This is a genomic window from Litoreibacter janthinus, from assembly GCF_900111945.1.
Taxonomy (GTDB): Bacteria; Pseudomonadota; Alphaproteobacteria; order Rhodobacterales; family Rhodobacteraceae; genus Litoreibacter; species Litoreibacter janthinus.
Map to the genome: position 1 here is coordinate 2,636,874 of NZ_FOYO01000001.1, position 15,939 is coordinate 2,652,812.

The following is a 15,939-nucleotide window of genomic DNA, read 5'->3' on the forward strand; positions in this document are numbered from 1 at the left end:
CCCAGCACCGTCCCCTTTTGTGTCGAAACGTTTGGCCCTCTCGCGCGGTTCTCCCCCGTGCCCGAGGGCCAGCGGGCTTCGCGCGTTTCGGCGAAAACAAGACCAGTCCAACCGTTTCCGCGCCCGCCGGCTCGGGGCCGGACCGAATCTGCTGACATTCACGCTGCCAAGGAGCCAGAGCCCCATGTACCAACACCCAGGCGTCTATATCGAACACGTCCCTTCCAACGCGTTAGCCATCGAAGCGGCCTCCACATCGGTCACCGCCTTCATCGGTCATGTGCGGCGCGGCACTGCCGTCAGCAAGTCAGGCGGGACACCAACCTTCATTACCTCCCCCGCGCAATACACGACCTTATTTGGCCCCGGAGACGGGTCGGCAGGCGGTGTCAAAAAACTGGCCGACTCGACGAAACCCGACCTCTTCGGGCTGGCCGTTAACACCTATTTCACCAATGGCGGCACCAAGGCCTATATCGTGCCGGTCGAAGGGTCCGGCGGCACCAAGGCGACTGCGCAGCTGAAAATCTCTGGCGCGACGGACCCGAAATCGGTGACCGTCACCGCCAAGGACAACGGCATATGGGCGAACAACCTGTTTGTGCAGATGACCAGCAACAAGGACACGGCCACATTTGACATTACTGTCGGCACATGGGCCCTACAGCCCGACGACAGTAAGAAACTCGATCAGGTCATCGAAAGCTTCACTGGCTTTGCTTGGGAAGTCGGGGACGGCACTGACGCCGTCAAACTGAAAGCCGCCACCGATCTGGCCACCGAGACGATCAAAAAGGGCTCTACGCTGATCGAGGTCGCCTTTGGTGCCGAAGTCGCCATGCCAACCAGTGACAAGGTGGTGAACGACGTGACCGCAGGCGGTGTGGACACCGGTGCCCCCGCCAAAGCGCAATACACCGAGGCGCTGACGCGGCTGGAAGACTACCGCGACGTATCCATCATCGTGTTGCCAAACGTCATCCCCGACCCAAGCGGCAAGACGATCTATCAAGAAGCCATTGCCCATTCCGAAAAGATGCAAAACCGCATGGTGATCGTGGATCCCGGCGACGCGATAATCACCACCCCGAAAGAGGCTAAGGACGCGGTTTTCACCAACTCCCCCTACGCCGCGCTGTATTACCCGCGCGTCCAGCTCGGAAACCCGCATTTCGATGCGGAACTTGCCCCAAGCGAGCCGCGCAGCTTTGCCGTTGGCCCCGCTGCCGTGGCCGCTGGTATGTGGGCGCGCATCGACGGAACCCGCGGCGTCTGGAAGGCCCCCGCAGGTCTGGAGGCGGGCGTCCGTGGCACCTTTGGACCGGAGCGTCTGATTGGCAACGGCGTGCAGGACAACCTCAACGAATGGGGAGTAAACTGCTTGCGGTCGATCACCGGCCCTACGGTCATTTGGGGCGCTCGCACCACGGCGACGAAGGCCAAGCCGCAATACCGCTATATCTCGGTTCGCCGCACGCAGAACATGATCGGCGAAAGCCTTTACAATGCCTTGCAAGCCGTTGTGTTCGAGCCGAACGATCACAAGCTTTGGGGCGGATTACGCGCCTCGGTCGGCAACTTCATGGATGGGCTGCACCGCGCAGGCGCATTCCAAGGCGCGAAGTCCAGTGACGCATACTTCGTTAATTGCGGGCTGGGATCGACCATGACCCAAGGCGACATCGACGCCGGTATCGTTCGGGTCGCTGTCGGGTTCGCACCGTTGAAACCAGCCGAATTTGTCGTGGTTCAGATCAGCCAGAAGGTCGGGCAAACCGCCTAGCGCCGGTCACATGAGTTTTCAGACATAACGCTTTCTGCCGAAAGGACTATTTCAAATGCCAGCCCCTATGTTCTCTGCCAATGCGCACCGCTACGACCCCTACCGCACCTTCAAGTTTCAGGTGGTGATCAGCGGTAAGGTGGTCGCGGGTCTCTCCAAAATGGGTGCCCTGAAAAAAACCACCGAAGTCGTCAACTGGCGCGCTGCTGGTGATCCCAGTTACCAACGCGCCATGCCCGGTGGCACGAAGTTCGAAAATGTCACTCTGGAACAAGGCTTAAGCCACGACCCCGTGTTTGAGGAATGGGCCAATGCGGTCAACAACGTGGCCGATGGCGACGCAGGCATGAGCCTGCTGAACTTCCGCCGCGATGTGGTGATCAATGTGCTCAATCTTCAAGGCACGCCTGCGATCTCCTACGTGCTGCGCCGTGCCTTCGTGACCGAGTATCAGGCCCTGCCAGAAATGGATGCGAACAGCATGAATGCTGTTGGAATTCAATCCATTACGCTTGCCTATGAAGGTTTCACCCGTGACGCCGCTGTCGCCGAGCCATCTGAAACCTGATGCCAGACCGCGCGCCCATTACCCTCGCCGTGGGATTTCCCACAGCGGACCCCCGTGCCCTAACGGGTCGGGTCGAGCTAGCCTTGGCCGACGCCATGCGCCTGCCGACCCGGCCCGAGCGGGTCACCGGAGTCTTAGGCGCGCTGTTTTCAACCATTGGTGGCCTGCCAGTAACCCGTGACCTAGTAGAGCGTCTGGCCACCGGTGCCCGTGCGTGGTGTCTCACCCGTGCGGCGCTGACCTTCCTGCCCGGCCAACGCTGGTACCAAGCCAGTTGCACGTCGTGCGGGGAGGTCTTCGATCTGTCGCTATCGCTAGCCGACACGCCACGCTCCGACATCCCCGATGCGTTTCCAGTTGTCGAAGTTGAAACATCTCTCGGTCCGCGCCGGTTCGAAGTTCCCAACGGGACGACGGAACGCGCTCTGGCCCATGCCGCCCCACATGACGCCCCTCAAGTGTTGGCGGCATCGTGCGGGTTGGACAGCGAGGCCCCAGCACAGGCCGCGCTGTTCAACCCCTCTGACCTTAAACTCATCGACAACCAGCTTGATGCCGCAACCCCTGACATCACCGAAACTGTAACCAGCACCTGCCCAACCTGCGACGCCGAGACGGAAGTTCGACTAGACCCGCTGACTTTCGCCTTCCCCGACGCGGGCCGCTTGCTCCGTCAGGTTCATCTGTTGGCCAAAACCTATCACTGGGCCGAGGACGCAATCCTCGACATGCCTTCAGCCCGCCGCAAGGCCTACGCGGGCCTCATCGCAGAGGCCGCGGGACGATGAGCTTGCTGAGCCGCCTATTACCCCGCGCAGGTCACGGGACTATCGCAACCGCCCGCGTTAAGGGCATCGCCCGCTCAGCGGAACCGATGGACGAGGCACAACCTCTACGAAGGGCAGAGGAGGAAGAGGCACAGACCCTTAAGCGGCAAGAAACCAAGGAAGAGATCACACCATTGAGGCGGCAGAACAGCCCTGCACCATCGCTTGCCCGTCTAGACGAAAAAGAAGCGCATCCTTTACGTCGCGCGGAAGAGGACGAAGCCCAACCCCTGCACCGTGCACCCGAGGATGAAGCCCAACCCCTGCGCCGGTCAGAGGAAGACCAAGCCCAACCCGCACGCCGCGCTGAGCAGGAAGAAGCCCAAACCCTGCAGCGCACGGATACAGAGCAGGACGAGGCGCAGCCCATGCGCCGCGCCGCGGACGAAGAAGTAGAGGCTCAACCCTTACGCCGAATGGAAGAAGAGCAGGCACAGCCCTTACACCGCGCATATGACGACGAGGCACGACCCCTCCACCGCATGGAGGAGGAGGACGCCCAGCCCCTGGCGCGGCTCAGCCCCCCCGATGAGCAGAACCTGACGGCCGAAAGCAGCCCAAAGCCTGCCAACATGTCTGGCATGGACGAGCAACCTGCCGCAATGGCCCTGCGCCGCGAGCACACGCCCGGCCCCGCAGCAATGCCAAGCGCCCCAGTTATCCCGGCGATGACCGAGGCCGGACCATTGCCATCACAGGAATCCGACACCACACCTGCACCGTTCGAGCAGGCTATCCATGACAGCGCCATAGAACCGCCTGCCCGCTTTGATCCGCCCCGCGACGCCGCGCCAGAACAGCACGGCCCCGCCAAAGTGGTCATCGACCAAGTCGACGTTGTCATTCATGAGTCCGCACGCGCAGCTGCGCCGTCCTCGCCGATGGCTGACCTGTCCGCAATGGCGCGCCGCCGCTATCTTGGGGGCTTCTGAGATGGCGATCGACGCAAGCTCCCTTTCCGTAGCCATGCAAGGCTTTGCCGACCATCTGGCGGCAAGTTTCACACAAGATGTGACCGTCACAGTCGAAAGCCCGAACGCAGCGGCCGAGCAGGCCAAAGGCTCCGACAAGGCCGTACTGAACGTGTTTTGCTACAGGATTTCACCATCTGGCATCCATCCGGACCTGACATTGAATGAACCGGCCTTCGTTCGGGCCCACGTTCTGCTGACGGCGTTCTCCAACGCCACTGATGCGCAAGTTAAGGATAAGGATTTGCGCGTGCTGGGCCACGCGGTGCGGGTATTGCAGTCGCAACCAGTCATCCCGACAATCCTGCCCGGCGGCGTGCCCGCGCCGGAGGTCAGCCAGTATCGCCTTCAAGCAGTCCTGCAAGCGACCGAAATGGAGGAGATGAACCACATCTGGTCCATTCAGGGGAACGAAATCTCTTACAGGCTATCCGTCGCTTACGAATTGGCACTTATCCCGCTGGAACCATTGACATATCTGCCGCCGCCGACACCGGTGGAAAGCGTTGTTCTGGATCTTGGCCCGGACGCGGTCCCTGATACCGAGATTGGCCCGACACCTATCGCCATCACGGCCCCGAATGCCCTTTCCAACTGGCTACCCTTCTCGATGATCCGCGACGGCAACATGCTCTCCTCGGACGCATCGGTGCCAACCGGCACGGCTCAGGTTCAACTCGCTATCGCCGGCCCAAAAAATGAGGATGTGCAGATCACCGTCGCTTGGGTCAGGTCGGATGGAACGCCGCAGATCCAAGCCGCCCAGCCCGCTACAATCGCGGCTACAGCGCTGGATCTCGACACACCGACCACATCTGTCGTTTTGACGGATGCTGCCTCCGGAGACGTGGCCACGTTGATCATCCGTCCCGACGGCGCGGATATGCCAGCGGGCAACACTGTGCGGGTGGTGATCACATGAATGTCGAGACCCCTCCCGTGACAAGCGTCGACGCGATTTCCTCAAGCATGGATCTTGAATGGGCGCGTGTGCACGACATGCTGTCCTTGGCCGAAGCATTGCGGACGGGCACGAGCTTAGATGACGAATTTTCAAACCGCTTTGCGGCCTTATCATCGTGCGTCTCGGACGCGCGCGCAGCAGGCAGCTGGCAAGGCCTAAGCGCTATGATCTCTGGTGATGTGCTGGAGCAATTGACCCCGCAGGACATAGACCTGATGGCCTTGGCACTCGCCCCTGTCGCGCGCCCGGCCTTCGCACCACGCATCCAATCCTTACAGCCCGAACTTGGCACGCCGTGGCCGGGTCTGGCCTTGGTGCAAGAGCTGTTGATGCTTGAGACCAGCGACGAAATCGCCGCCCTGATTGCGCGCCTGACGCCTACCGCCCCGATGGTGGCGTCGGGTCTGCTGAAGGTCGAAGGGAACACGCCCGCACAAACGCTCCGCCCCGGCCCCGTTTTGATCCGCACCCTTCTGGGCCGCGATCCAGAGCTGTCGCCCCCGCCTGGTGCATCGCTATCGACGGCGCGCGGCACTTGGGATCAGCTGGTGCTACCGGAGCCGATTTTGCGCCAGCTGCGCGAGTTTGGGGCGTGGGTGGAGCATCGCCACGCACTGACCCGCGACTGGGGAGCGCGTGCCGTGCATGGCCCCTTGGCGCTGTTCTCCGGTGCCTCCGGCACGGGAAAGAGCTTCGCGGCCACAGTTCTCGCAACTGAGCTCACTGTACGCACTGGCACGCCTTGGGCGCTCTACAGCCTCGATCTTGGCCGCATTATGTCGAAATACGTGGGCGAGACAGAGAAGAACCTCAACGCGCTGCTAGACAGTCTCGAAGGTCGCAACGCCATTTTGCAGATCGACGAGGCGGACGGCTTGCTGGGCAAGCGCGGCGAAGTCAGTGACGCCCGCGATCGCTATGCCAACCTTGAGGTTAGTCACATGCTCGCGCGGTTCGAGCGGCATTCCGGCCCCGTAATCCTGACCACCAACCTGCGTGCCAATGTCGACCCCGCCTTCCTGCGCCGCTTCCAGCTTGTAGTGGACTTCCCAACCCCGGATGACGAAGCCCGCACTGCGCTGTGGCGGGTGCTTCTTCCCCCTCAAGCGCCATTGGCAGAACGACTGGACCTCGAACGCCTTGGTGCGGCCGCACGCCTGTCAGGCGGCGCTATTGCCAACGCAGCGACCTATGCAGCGATGCTCGCCTATGCTGAGAAAGGCGATATCGACCTGCCCCACATTGCCCGCGCGATCTGGGCAGAGCTCACCAAAGACACGCGCCAAGTGCGCCCCTCAGAAATCGGATATCTTTCTGAATATCTGGAGGTTACGCGATGAAGCTCAAGCGCTTAACTGTTAAACTTCCTGCCTCAATGGCGGCCACCGCGTCCCATGATGCCCGCGCCATTGCAGAGGCAGTTGGACAGGCCTTGGCCAAAGGGGCGCAACCGAACGGGCCGATTGCGATCCATAGCCACGGCCAACGCGGAACCGTGCTGGCCAGTCAGGTCACCGCAGGGCTGAAAGGCGGGCGTCATGGCCGTTGAAACGAAAGGCATGTTGTTCGAATACGGGCTGACACTCCCTCCCTTGGCGTTGATCTTCAAGTTCAACCCGCAGGAAATCAGCCGCTCTCGCACAGTGACGGTCAAAACGGGGAACGCACCGGGATCGCGCGGCGGCTATGACTTCCTCTCACCTCTGGAAACCTCCCGCGTGGCCCAAGGCGTTGAAATGCAGGCCGAGAGCTTTTCGGTCACGATCTTGTTGGACGCCACAGATGCCCTCAATGACGGGGACGCCATTGCCAAGACCTTTGGTGTTCAGCCCCAGATTGACACCTTGCGGTCCATGGCAGAGCCCAAAGCCCAAGGCCCCGGCGGCGTGAAAGTACTTGCGTCTTTGGGGCTGTCCGGCGCGCGGGCGTTCGAGCGGGACGAAACGGCCTCCGTTCTTGTGTTCGCTTGGGGGATGCAGTTGCTTCCGGTCTTCCTGACCGGTGTCACGCAAAAGGAGACGCTGCATCTGCCCAACTTGATGCCCTACCGCGCCGAAATGGGGCTGACGATGCAGGTCATCGAAAGCGCCAACCCGTTCTTCCTTGCCGACAAGGTCCGCCAGACCATCGGCACAGGGCTAAACCTTGTCTCTGGCTTGGGGGGATAGCGCGATGGCATTTTTCAAAGGCAGCTACTACGAAACAACCGCCCTATTCGAGCCACCGGAAGACGGTACGCGCGGCTTTCGCGGCGTGCGGGGCCGCGCGATTGCCAACCCCGAAGCTGTGCTGGAACACAGCGTTAAAATAGGCGACCGTCTCGACCAGATGGCGCAAAATTATTACGCTAACCCAAGGGATTGGCGACGTCTCGCAGACTGCAACACGCAAATCATGTTCCCCGAAGATTTGATCTATGGCCCCGACGGTCATCCCGACAAACCCGAAGTAGCAGCAGAGAAAGCCGGCGCTACACTTCTTGTGCCGCGCAGGCGTGAGGTGCGGTGATGGGCTTGCTGGATCAACTCCTAGACCCCGGATTTCGTCAGGCCGCTTCGGTCGAAATCCTTGTGGGGGCTGAACAAGCCGATCTGGGAAGCTTAGCCGACTTGGTCTCCTCCATCGAGGTGCGCTCCGCACGCATGGAGGCCGCGAGTGCGTCGATCACCATCGATGACCGGCGCGACACCAACGGGGACTACATGGCGGCGGATTCAGGCTTGTTCGCCCGCTGGGCCGCAATCGTCATCAACGCAGACTTCCAAACCCATATCGAAGAAGTTTTTCGTGGCTACATCATGGAACTGAAACCCAGTTATCCCCAAAATGGTGGTGAAGCGAAGCTGGTGATCGAATGTCTCGACGACAGCGCCGCGTTGTCCCGCGAGCACCAGCGCCGCATCTGGGGGGACGAGACCGCCCCCATGACCGATCGCGCCATTCTGGAAGAGTTAATCAGCCCCCTGCCTTTGACCCTTGCCAGCGGCCCAGAGGGCGCCAGCGCACGCGCGCTGACCCAAGACGCAACCCCGATTGCCTTCTTGCAGGACCGCGCCAAAGCCAACGGGTTCGAGATGATCTTCGAGCGTGGCGAGATTTACTTTGGCCCCAAGCGTCTGGAGTCCGACCCACAGGCCAAGATCATGGTTTATGCCGGTAGCGCCACGAATTGCCTCAACTTCGAGGTGTCAGATGAGGCCAACAAACCTGACATCGTGGCGTGGGAAAAAGCCCCAGCGACGGACGGTGCCGAGGCCGTGACTGGCGAAGCCGTGGCGGACCTGCCGCTGTTGGGAAGATACCCCGCCGCGTCAGAGGGCGCTGGACTCGGCACCCCAGCGATTGCCCGCATCAAAGGCGAAGGCGACGAGACCGTGGATGAAGTCACCGCGCGCGCGCAAGGTTTGGTCAATGAGGCCAGCTTTCGCATCAAAGCCAGTGGCGAATTGGACGGGACCCTCTACGGCCATGTCTTGCGCGTCGGCGGAACGGTCACGGTCGATGGCGTCGGCTCTCGCAATGGTGGGATCTACTACGTCGACACTGTCACGCACCAGTTTTCTCCCGATGGCTACCGCCAACAATTCCAGTTGATCCGCAACGCCGTGGGCGAGACCGAAGCGATCGGCGCACCACCGTTGTCGTCCGTTTTGTCCGCCATCCAGAACCTGTTCTGAGGAGTTTGAGATGTCAGAGGTTTTCCAAGCCCTCGAAAGCACGATCCGCAAGCAGCAACGCAGCTATTTTGGCAAGTACCGCGCCTTTGTGGCTGATGTCGAAGACCCGGAATTGCGCGGGCGTTGCAAGCTTGTGATCCCGTCTGTTCTGGGCTCAGAGACGTCTGATTGGGCTCTGCCCGTAGTTGCCTATGGCGGAGGGGAAGGCTTCGGCACGCTCGCCATCCCCCCCGTCGGCTCGCAGGTTGTGGCCGAGTTTCTTGAAGGCGACGCCGCCAGCCCGATGTGGACCGGCACATTCTGGCGCACGGGTGGTGAAGTCCCGGAGGAGCACACAGGACAGTCAGTGAAGCTGATCAAAACCGAAAGTGGCCACGTATTGTCGCTTGATGACACGGAAGACGCAGAGGTCGTGACCCTGAGATCCGCCGCCGAAGCGACGGTCGTGATGGACCAGGACGGCTCCATGGTGCTGACAGACTCTGCCGGGTCGACCGTCACGCTCAACGCCGCAGACGGGGAGCTCACCGTGGCCGACGGCAACGGCAACGAATTGGTCATGACGTCGTCCGGCGTCACCTGCACCGATGCGAATGGCAACGAAATCAGCATGTCAGGCAGCGGTGTTGAAGTGAAATCTTCGGCAACCGTGAACATTGAAGGCTCCATGGTGACGGTCGCCGGATCGGGGGGCGAGCCGCTGATCAAAGGCACCACTTTCCTGTCGCTGTTTAATGCCCACACCCATAACGCGACCTCGATCGGCGCGCCGACCTCGCCGCCGATTGTACCGCTGACCCCGTCGGTCCTGACCACCAAGAGCACGGCAAGCTGATGGCCCAGCATGAAAACACCCTGCCGCGCGTCCGCTACATGGCCTTCCCCTTCCGCATGACGGAAAGCGGCGCGGCGCAGGTGGCGCGGTTCGACCACATCCGCCAGCAGGTCGAGCAGGTTCTGTTCACCTCACCGGGAGAGCGGGTGTTCCGCCCAGAATACGGGTTTGGCGCGCGCCAGCATGTGTTCGAGCCTAACGCGGTTGGGCTATGGGAGTTGGCGCAAAACCGCCTTTACGGTGCACTTGCAGAGGCTCTGGCGGGCGAAGTGGACCCCAAAACAATCCGCGTGGATGTGGGCGCTCCGCCCGATCAACCCGAAGTTCTGATGGTTGAGATCAGCTACACCATCGCGGCGCTGGCCCGAGAAGAAACCCATCGATTTGAGGTGACGTGATGGCCGACCTTGCCCCAGCCAAGCTAATATTCGATGGCACCTGCCCTGACTGTGGCAGCCGCGAACAGGTCTTGCCCTTGCCCATCCCCGGCGTCGAAGACGATTTCGACTGGAAGGTGCGCGACTATGACAGCTTCCGTCTGTTCATGATGCAAGAACTCGCCTCGCGCTATCCTGACCGGCGCCGCTGGACCCCTGCGGACATGGAAGTTGTGCTGGTCGAGCTGCTCTCAGCCGCTCTGGACCGCGCCTCCCATGCGCTTGATCGCGTGCAGGCTGAACGGTTCCTGGACACAGCGCGCCAACCTGGATCGGTGCGCAGGCTCCTTGCGATGATCGGCTGGCAGCCCGATGACGCAGACCTAGCCGAGGCACACCGCCTATATCGCCCCGTTGGGACAAACCCCACAGACGCACAGGCATTGGAGCAATACTGGCTCCGCGTCCCGTCCGCTATGGATCGTGCGCGCCATGAAGGCCCCAGCCAGATCGCGGCGCAACACCGGATGGTAACGCTCGAAGATCACAGCGCGATATTGCAAAGCCACCCGCTTGTGGCGCTTGCCCAGACGCGTTTGGTTTGGTCCGGCGCATGGAACTCCATCCTGATCGCAACACTTCTTGAGGATGACTTGCCGATGGATGCGCCCCTCCATGACGGGCCAACGTCAGCACCGCGACCCAACCGTTTGAGGGCGGACTTGTGGGATCAGATCACCGGCTTTCATTCCAATCGCAATCTGGCGCTCCCCCCGCTTGGCCCAAAGCTGACAGGCCGCGCCATCCTTCGGGTTCTGGTCGATGCCTATCGGATGATCGGATCGGAGGTTTTTCTGGAACCCGCCCGCGCCGCGCCCATCAACGTCACGCTGTCCGTTCGCGCCAAGCCGGGCTTCTTCCGGTCAGAGCTGCGTCAGGCCGTAGCGGCAGTGTTCACATCAGATCAGGGCGGCTTCTTCGAGCCCGGCCGGTTCGACTTTGGCCAGGCGATCTATGCCTCCGACATCATTGAGAGTGCCATGCAGATCGAGGGCGTGGCTGTGGCGTGCCTGAACCGCTTCCGCCGCGTCGGACGCGCGTTCGAGGATCGCGGTGCGGAGGGGTTCATTGCAGTTGATCCTGACAGCTACGTTCTATGCGCAGGTGACACCCGCGCCCCAGAGCGAGGAGCGTTCCGCGTCACAGTCCAAGGAGGAGAGACCGGATGAGCCGCACAACCTCCACAGATCTTACACGCTGGAATCGCTCGGGGATGAGCCGGTTTGACTATGTCGACGGGGACGCCGCCATCTGGCTCGAACGCCTACGCGAAATACTGACGGGGCTTTATGCAAAGGGTGTCCCAGTCGAAATGCGCCAGCCCGATGTCTTACGCGATCTGTTTCTGAACGAAACTGCAGACCTGGCCCGCGCGCAGGTCGATACTGAAGCCTTGCGCAATGCGGTTGTCTGGCAGCGGCTGGCCCGCGCGCTGCCCGCCGAGACCGAGACCGGCCCAACACTGGAAAGCCGCGGCCAGCGCGGTATCCGCATCCGCGCACAATATATGAATACCAGCGACGGGGATTACACATGGGACATCCTGCGCGCCTTCGCGCGGGCCAGCCACGTCACACTTGGCCATCTGAACGCCTACGCCAACGAGGGCTACCTGCGCACTGCAACTCAATGGGACAACCTGCGCCGCCTTGCCGCTTTGGTAAACTACCAACCTACGCCAGCAGCCTCTGCGAGCACGCTTGTCGCGCTTGATCTAAAGCCCGAGTTAGGCGCTGTAGAAATCACAGCGGGTCTGGCGATGAAACACAGCCCCGCAACGGGCAAACCCCTGATCTTCGAGACGTTGAACAAGCTCCTTGCCCACCCCGCCTTAAACGCCGCGCGGGTGGAAGGCTGGAACGTCAATGCAACACCCCTACCCGCGCGAGACAGCGTCTGGTTAAACCCTGACGCCGGAGCCTTGGCACCGGGTGAGTTGGCGATCATTTCGGGCAAAGGCAAGGATCAGGTCGTAACGCTGTCGGGTGTTGACGACCTGAGCGAGGAAAATGACGACACCATCTTGGAGCTGAACTTTGCCCAAGGCCTGACCCGCCGACCCGCGATTTCGTCCGCGCGTCTGTGGCGCGATCCGGCGGATGTTTTGCGCGCTCTGCCGCGTAGCTCAGCTGGTATTGCGGTCGTCGAACTCGACACGTCCAATGCGCTCCAAAAGGGTGATCTTGTCGAATTGCGCGGCCTGACACCCTCACGCATCCTAGCCGTTGTGGATCGCGATGAGACCCGCGTTTCCCTTGCACTGCCCGAAGGGCTGGATCTTCCGGAAGCGTTCCAACTGGCGGCGCTGACGCCGCTCGCCAGCATCAAAGCAGGGGTATTCCAAGGCCCCAGCCCCGACATCGACCGCGTGTTCTATCTCGATGGAAGCGAGGTCGTCGCACAAGTCTGGGAGAAAAGCTCAGATGACTTCGGGCTTGAGGGGCTGCGAGCGGTTCGAGATGGCGTGAGCGCAGTCATCGCAGATACCTCGGGCGCGAAGGTTATGGGCTACACATTCCGTCCACCCGAACGCCCCGATGTCGTTTACATGCGATTGCGCGGTGAGAAAGCGATCGATGCCAAACTTTCCCAAGATCCGAAGGTGACGGGCGAAAGCAGCCGCAAAGTCGCAAGTTTTCGGGGCACCCTGCCCAAGGGCCTGTCACGCGGCGCACATTTCATTCGACGTCACCGCACAAACCGCACGATGCAAGCCCTGCGCGTTCTAGGCCTGCGGCAGGACAAGGGGCAGTTTCATATCGAATTCGACGCCGCCGTCCCTGCCCCGCACGCGTCGGAATTCATCGGCCCGATGCGCATGTCTTTGCGACCTGAAGATCACGACTACAACCCAGCCGAATTCGGCAATCTGGCGCTTCTGACGCTTGAGAACATCCCAGATGAGGCGCTGGACATCCTGCGCCCCGGGCGGCCTTTGATCATCACTGATGGCACCACCAACGTCCAAGCCAGTCTCGCGACGATCAAACCATTGGGTCAAAACCGCGTGCAGGTCAGTTTGGACATTGCCGGATCGATTGCCGAGATGAGCCGCGGGGACACAGTGTTCCGGCTGAATACGGTGGTCGCAGGCCACGGGGAAAGCAAAGGTCCCAAGACGCTGGGATCGGGCGATGGCGAACGTATGCGCCAGAGCTTCTTGCTGCAATTGGCCGATGTCAGCCACGTCCCGTCCCCAGTTGCAGAAAGCGGCGTCATGCCAGCACTTGATGTCACCGTTGAAGGCGAAGTCTGGCCCTATGCCGACTATATCAACCCTGCGGCGGACGGGACGCGCAGTTGGTCTTCCACGCTTGGCGAAGACGGGTTTCTGACGATCCATTTCCGCCGCCGCCTGCCAACCGGCACCAACAATGTAGCACTGCTGCGGCACCGCATCGGCACAGGCGCGCGCGGGTCGGGCGTGCCGCCCTTCTCGCTGGTAGAGCCCGCAAAAAAGCACGCGCATGTCAAAGCGATCTACCAGCCTTTTGCCTCCTCCGGTGGAGCCAACCGCGAGCCTGTGGACAGCCTGCGCAGCTCTGCGCCGGCGCGCCTCTCTTCCAACGGGCGGGCCGTGTCTTTGCGCGATACCGAGATGCTGTGTATGCGTCACGCGGCCATCTGGCGGGCGCGGGCCAAGGAAGTGGCCAGCGCGCGGCGCTCACGTTTGGTCAAGCTCCATGTCGTTCCCGCAGGCGGCGCCGAGCTAAGCGCGCAACTCAAGCGTGACTTGCAGGAAGCCTTGGGCGCGAGAGTCCTGCCCGGTGTATCGCTGGCCTTCGAAGCCTACGCGCCGCTTTACCTGCGCATCTGGGCCGATGTGCGGGCCGACCTGACCTCTTATGACGCCACCGACATCGCAGGGGCGTGTGATTCCGCCCTGCGGTCGCGCTTCGCGCTCGAAGGTCGTGATTTCGGCCAGCCTGCGTATATCTCGGAGGCGATCGCCGCGCTGGAGGCCGTCCCCGGCGTCGCCACCAGCATCATCACCCGCTTTGACTATGGTCCCGACACCCCGCGCAGCCTGCCCCATGTGATGGTGCGCGACGACCAGATCGTCACCATTTTCCCCCGCGCAAATGAGGTGGCCCATATCGGCGAAAATTCCACCGCCGCGGCGATTTCCGGCGCGCCCTCCATTTCCGTGAATGTGCGAGGTTTACATGACTGACAGCTTCAATGATCTGCGCTCGCGGGCTGGCCGCATCCTGTATCGGGAACTACCCGAAGAATACCGGTATCGTGATACAGCCACACCCGACGAACTGGGCGATCTTGAGGCCCTTTTGCACGGGTTCGGCCATCTGCTGGACCAGATCCGCGCCACCACAGAACAGGCTCATGCCGACAGCTTTGCCGAACCACTGGACGACGGGCGCACGATCCAGCCTTGGGTTGTCCCTTATCTGGCGGAACTGCTGGGGGCGGAGCTGACGGCCCCGGACCCCGTCGCCCGCGCCGAGGAATTGAACCATTCCGTCGCGTGGTTCAAATCGAAAGGCACATTGGCGTCGATTGACGATATCGGCGATGTGGTCGCCCGCACCGAAACCGTGGCCAAGGAAGGCTGGAGGATGACGGCGCAAACCCCGCGTATGGATTTGCCGCCCTTCACCCAACGCCCCGAGACAACCGGCAGCGCCAATGTCATCACACCGGATTTTCGCAAGCTTGACCGTGCGGTTGTCGATAAGGACGGCTCCAATCCGTTGTATCATCTGAAGCCTGACAGGAATGATCCTGACGCATCCGACCTGTACTGGCGCGCGCTGGCACAGGGCGGCGTGCCCTGCTTTCCACGCGCCTATGACGACAGCACCGCCCGCACGCCCGATCTGCGCGACCCCGAGCGTGTGCGCCGCATCGGCCCCCATCCGCGACGCACGTTGATTCATGTGCGCCCGCCGCAAGGCATCTTTCATGACGCGCTGCCTGAGGTCGCTCTGAGCCAGAAATCTCTAAATACGTTGCTAGGCGAAAAGCAGGTGTTGCGGGCTGAAGATCTGCTCCCGATGGAGCAGCTCGGCGAAGGGATCACCGGCCCTGCCGTCATAGCCAGAACGCCCGCCAAACTGAACCTGCCCAACCGCGCTGTGACGTTCGAAGGCATCCGTTTTGTCAGCGCAAAGGGTCCGGTCACATTGAAAGGCGCAGCCAACACCGTTGTTAGCTTTATTGATTGCGCCGTGCACACAGTTGACCTCGCGCTGCCCAAAACTCGCGAAGTGAGCTTTCGCGCGCAAAATTCGGTCTTCGAGCTGATCCTCGCGGACCGTCGCCATGGCCAGATGGAATTTTGCACCGTGATGGAGGCCGCGGATTTCACCCGTCTCGATGCGTCCGATTGCTTGTTCGCCTCGCTCGCCGACACGCTGGTCTGTGCCGATGGGGAGACCGCGCCAAGCTGCATCCGCTATTCCCGCTTCGCTCCGCGCGATCCGGGTCGCAAACGGACAAAACAATGCCTTGATGCGCGCAGCGGCTCGAACACCACGGCCCTGCCCCAATTCATCGACCGTTGGCATAAGTCCGGCAAGACCTGCGTCAAGCGCATTGCCCGATATGGCGAGGCTGGATATGCGGTGCTCGATACCGACACACCGGCCGCTATCACCGCCGGCGCGGAAGATGAAGGTGAGATCGGCGTGGGGCACGGGCTTTATCACGCCGCGAGCCTACGAGCGCTGAGAAAGAAGCTCGAACAATTCCTGCCGCTTGGGCAGGAGATCGCCATTTTTTACGACCCCATGCTGGCCCTGAGCCCACCCATTTCGGGCTCCGCTGACAGCGACACATAGAGAGGGATTTCAGATGAAGGGCTCACATTCTAGGCTCAGTTTTCACGAAGCAAACCGCTACTCGAATATTGGTCAC

At 61.5% G+C, this 15,939-nt stretch carries 15 protein-coding genes; all 15 read left to right on the forward strand.

Features of this window, described 5'->3' with window-relative positions:
- The first annotated feature begins 184 nt into the window (after window positions 1–184).
- The 15 genes from BM352_RS13175 to BM352_RS13245 are packed head-to-tail and all read left to right on the forward strand — an operon-like array spanning window position 185 to window position 15,863.
- Entirely contained in the window at window positions 185–1,783 is a 1,599-nt protein-coding gene (locus BM352_RS13175; RefSeq protein WP_090217599.1) for a phage tail sheath family protein, read from the forward strand.
- Window positions 1,784–1,838: 55 nt separating this feature from the next.
- The gene (locus tag BM352_RS13180) at window positions 1,839–2,351 is read left to right on the forward strand and encodes a phage tail protein (RefSeq protein WP_090217602.1); all 513 of its coding nucleotides are present in this window, start codon (window positions 1,839–1,841) and stop codon (window positions 2,349–2,351) included.
- Window positions 2,351–3,139 carry a hypothetical protein gene (locus BM352_RS13185; RefSeq protein WP_090217604.1) on the forward strand — a complete coding sequence of 263 codons (789 nt, stop codon included), beginning with the start codon at window positions 2,351–2,353 and terminating at the stop codon, window positions 3,137–3,139. The genes BM352_RS13180 and BM352_RS13185 overlap by 1 nt, the downstream gene beginning before the upstream one ends.
- Window positions 3,136–4,110, forward strand: a complete 975-nt coding sequence (locus tag BM352_RS13190) for a hypothetical protein (RefSeq protein ID WP_090217607.1) — start codon at window positions 3,136–3,138, stop codon at window positions 4,108–4,110. The genes BM352_RS13185 and BM352_RS13190 overlap by 4 nt, the downstream gene beginning before the upstream one ends.
- A 1-nt stretch (window position 4,111) precedes the next feature.
- The gene (locus BM352_RS13195; RefSeq protein WP_175500683.1) at window positions 4,112–5,071 is read left to right on the forward strand and encodes a Pvc16 family protein; all 960 of its coding nucleotides are present in this window, start codon (window positions 4,112–4,114) and stop codon (window positions 5,069–5,071) included.
- Window positions 5,068–6,453 carry an ATP-binding protein gene (locus tag BM352_RS13200; protein ID WP_090217612.1) on the forward strand — a complete coding sequence of 462 codons (1,386 nt, stop codon included), beginning with the start codon at window positions 5,068–5,070 and terminating at the stop codon, window positions 6,451–6,453. Before BM352_RS13195 ends, BM352_RS13200 begins: the two co-directional genes overlap by 4 nt.
- Complete coding sequence (locus tag BM352_RS13205) at window positions 6,450–6,662, forward strand: hypothetical protein (RefSeq protein ID WP_090217614.1); 213 nt, start codon at window positions 6,450–6,452, stop codon at window positions 6,660–6,662. Before BM352_RS13200 ends, BM352_RS13205 begins: the two co-directional genes overlap by 4 nt.
- The gene (locus BM352_RS13210) at window positions 6,652–7,281 is read left to right on the forward strand and encodes a hypothetical protein (protein ID WP_090217617.1); all 630 of its coding nucleotides are present in this window, start codon (window positions 6,652–6,654) and stop codon (window positions 7,279–7,281) included. Before BM352_RS13205 ends, BM352_RS13210 begins: the two co-directional genes overlap by 11 nt.
- 4 nt (window positions 7,282–7,285) lie before the next feature.
- Window positions 7,286–7,621 carry a LysM peptidoglycan-binding domain-containing protein gene (locus BM352_RS13215; RefSeq protein ID WP_090217620.1) on the forward strand — a complete coding sequence of 112 codons (336 nt, stop codon included), beginning with the start codon at window positions 7,286–7,288 and terminating at the stop codon, window positions 7,619–7,621.
- Window positions 7,621–8,790 carry a phage late control D family protein gene (locus BM352_RS13220; RefSeq protein WP_090217622.1) on the forward strand — a complete coding sequence of 390 codons (1,170 nt, stop codon included), beginning with the start codon at window positions 7,621–7,623 and terminating at the stop codon, window positions 8,788–8,790. The genes BM352_RS13215 and BM352_RS13220 overlap by 1 nt, the downstream gene beginning before the upstream one ends.
- A gap of 10 nt (window positions 8,791–8,800) precedes the next feature.
- Window positions 8,801–9,625, forward strand: coding sequence for a phage baseplate assembly protein V (locus BM352_RS13225; RefSeq protein ID WP_090217626.1), 825 nt, complete (start codon window positions 8,801–8,803; stop codon window positions 9,623–9,625).
- Window positions 9,625–10,023 carry a GPW/gp25 family protein gene (locus BM352_RS13230; RefSeq protein ID WP_090217628.1) on the forward strand — a complete coding sequence of 133 codons (399 nt, stop codon included), beginning with the start codon at window positions 9,625–9,627 and terminating at the stop codon, window positions 10,021–10,023. The genes BM352_RS13225 and BM352_RS13230 overlap by 1 nt, the downstream gene beginning before the upstream one ends.
- Window positions 10,023–11,231, forward strand: a complete 1,209-nt coding sequence (locus BM352_RS13235) for a baseplate J/gp47 family protein (protein WP_090217630.1) — start codon at window positions 10,023–10,025, stop codon at window positions 11,229–11,231. Before BM352_RS13230 ends, BM352_RS13235 begins: the two co-directional genes overlap by 1 nt.
- On the forward strand, window positions 11,228–14,236 hold the full coding sequence (locus BM352_RS13240; protein WP_090217633.1) for a baseplate J/gp47 family protein: 3,009 nt from the start codon (window positions 11,228–11,230) through the stop codon (window positions 14,234–14,236). The genes BM352_RS13235 and BM352_RS13240 overlap by 4 nt, the downstream gene beginning before the upstream one ends.
- Window positions 14,229–15,863: a hypothetical protein gene (locus tag BM352_RS13245; RefSeq protein ID WP_090217636.1), complete on the forward strand. Its 1,635-nt coding sequence runs from the start codon at window positions 14,229–14,231 to the stop codon at window positions 15,861–15,863. Before BM352_RS13240 ends, BM352_RS13245 begins: the two co-directional genes overlap by 8 nt.
- Window positions 15,864–15,939 lie beyond the last annotated feature (76 nt).

What these genes read in the sequence shown, in the direction of transcription:
- BM352_RS13175 (WP_090217599.1), top strand. Translation starts at nt 185, where the DNA reads ATGTACCAACACCCAGGCGTCTATATCGAACACGTCCCTTCCAACGCG.
- BM352_RS13180 (WP_090217602.1), top strand. Translation starts at nt 1,839, where the DNA reads ATGCCAGCCCCTATGTTCTCTGCCAATGCGCACCGCTACGACCCCTAC.
- BM352_RS13185 (WP_090217604.1), top strand. Translation starts at nt 2,351, where the DNA reads ATGCCAGACCGCGCGCCCATTACCCTCGCCGTGGGATTTCCCACAGCG.
- BM352_RS13190 (WP_090217607.1), top strand. Translation starts at nt 3,136, where the DNA reads ATGAGCTTGCTGAGCCGCCTATTACCCCGCGCAGGTCACGGGACTATC.
- BM352_RS13195 (WP_175500683.1), top strand. Translation starts at nt 4,112, where the DNA reads ATGGCGATCGACGCAAGCTCCCTTTCCGTAGCCATGCAAGGCTTTGCC.
- BM352_RS13200 (WP_090217612.1), top strand. Translation starts at nt 5,068, where the DNA reads ATGAATGTCGAGACCCCTCCCGTGACAAGCGTCGACGCGATTTCCTCA.
- BM352_RS13205 (WP_090217614.1), top strand. Translation starts at nt 6,450, where the DNA reads ATGAAGCTCAAGCGCTTAACTGTTAAACTTCCTGCCTCAATGGCGGCC.
- BM352_RS13210 (WP_090217617.1), top strand. Translation starts at nt 6,652, where the DNA reads ATGGCCGTTGAAACGAAAGGCATGTTGTTCGAATACGGGCTGACACTC.
- BM352_RS13215 (WP_090217620.1), top strand. Translation starts at nt 7,286, where the DNA reads ATGGCATTTTTCAAAGGCAGCTACTACGAAACAACCGCCCTATTCGAG.
- BM352_RS13220 (WP_090217622.1), top strand. Translation starts at nt 7,621, where the DNA reads ATGGGCTTGCTGGATCAACTCCTAGACCCCGGATTTCGTCAGGCCGCT.
- BM352_RS13225 (WP_090217626.1), top strand. Translation starts at nt 8,801, where the DNA reads ATGTCAGAGGTTTTCCAAGCCCTCGAAAGCACGATCCGCAAGCAGCAA.
- BM352_RS13230 (WP_090217628.1), top strand. Translation starts at nt 9,625, where the DNA reads ATGGCCCAGCATGAAAACACCCTGCCGCGCGTCCGCTACATGGCCTTC.
- BM352_RS13235 (WP_090217630.1), top strand. Translation starts at nt 10,023, where the DNA reads ATGGCCGACCTTGCCCCAGCCAAGCTAATATTCGATGGCACCTGCCCT.
- BM352_RS13240 (WP_090217633.1), top strand. Translation starts at nt 11,228, where the DNA reads ATGAGCCGCACAACCTCCACAGATCTTACACGCTGGAATCGCTCGGGG.
- BM352_RS13245 (WP_090217636.1), top strand. Translation starts at nt 14,229, where the DNA reads ATGACTGACAGCTTCAATGATCTGCGCTCGCGGGCTGGCCGCATCCTG.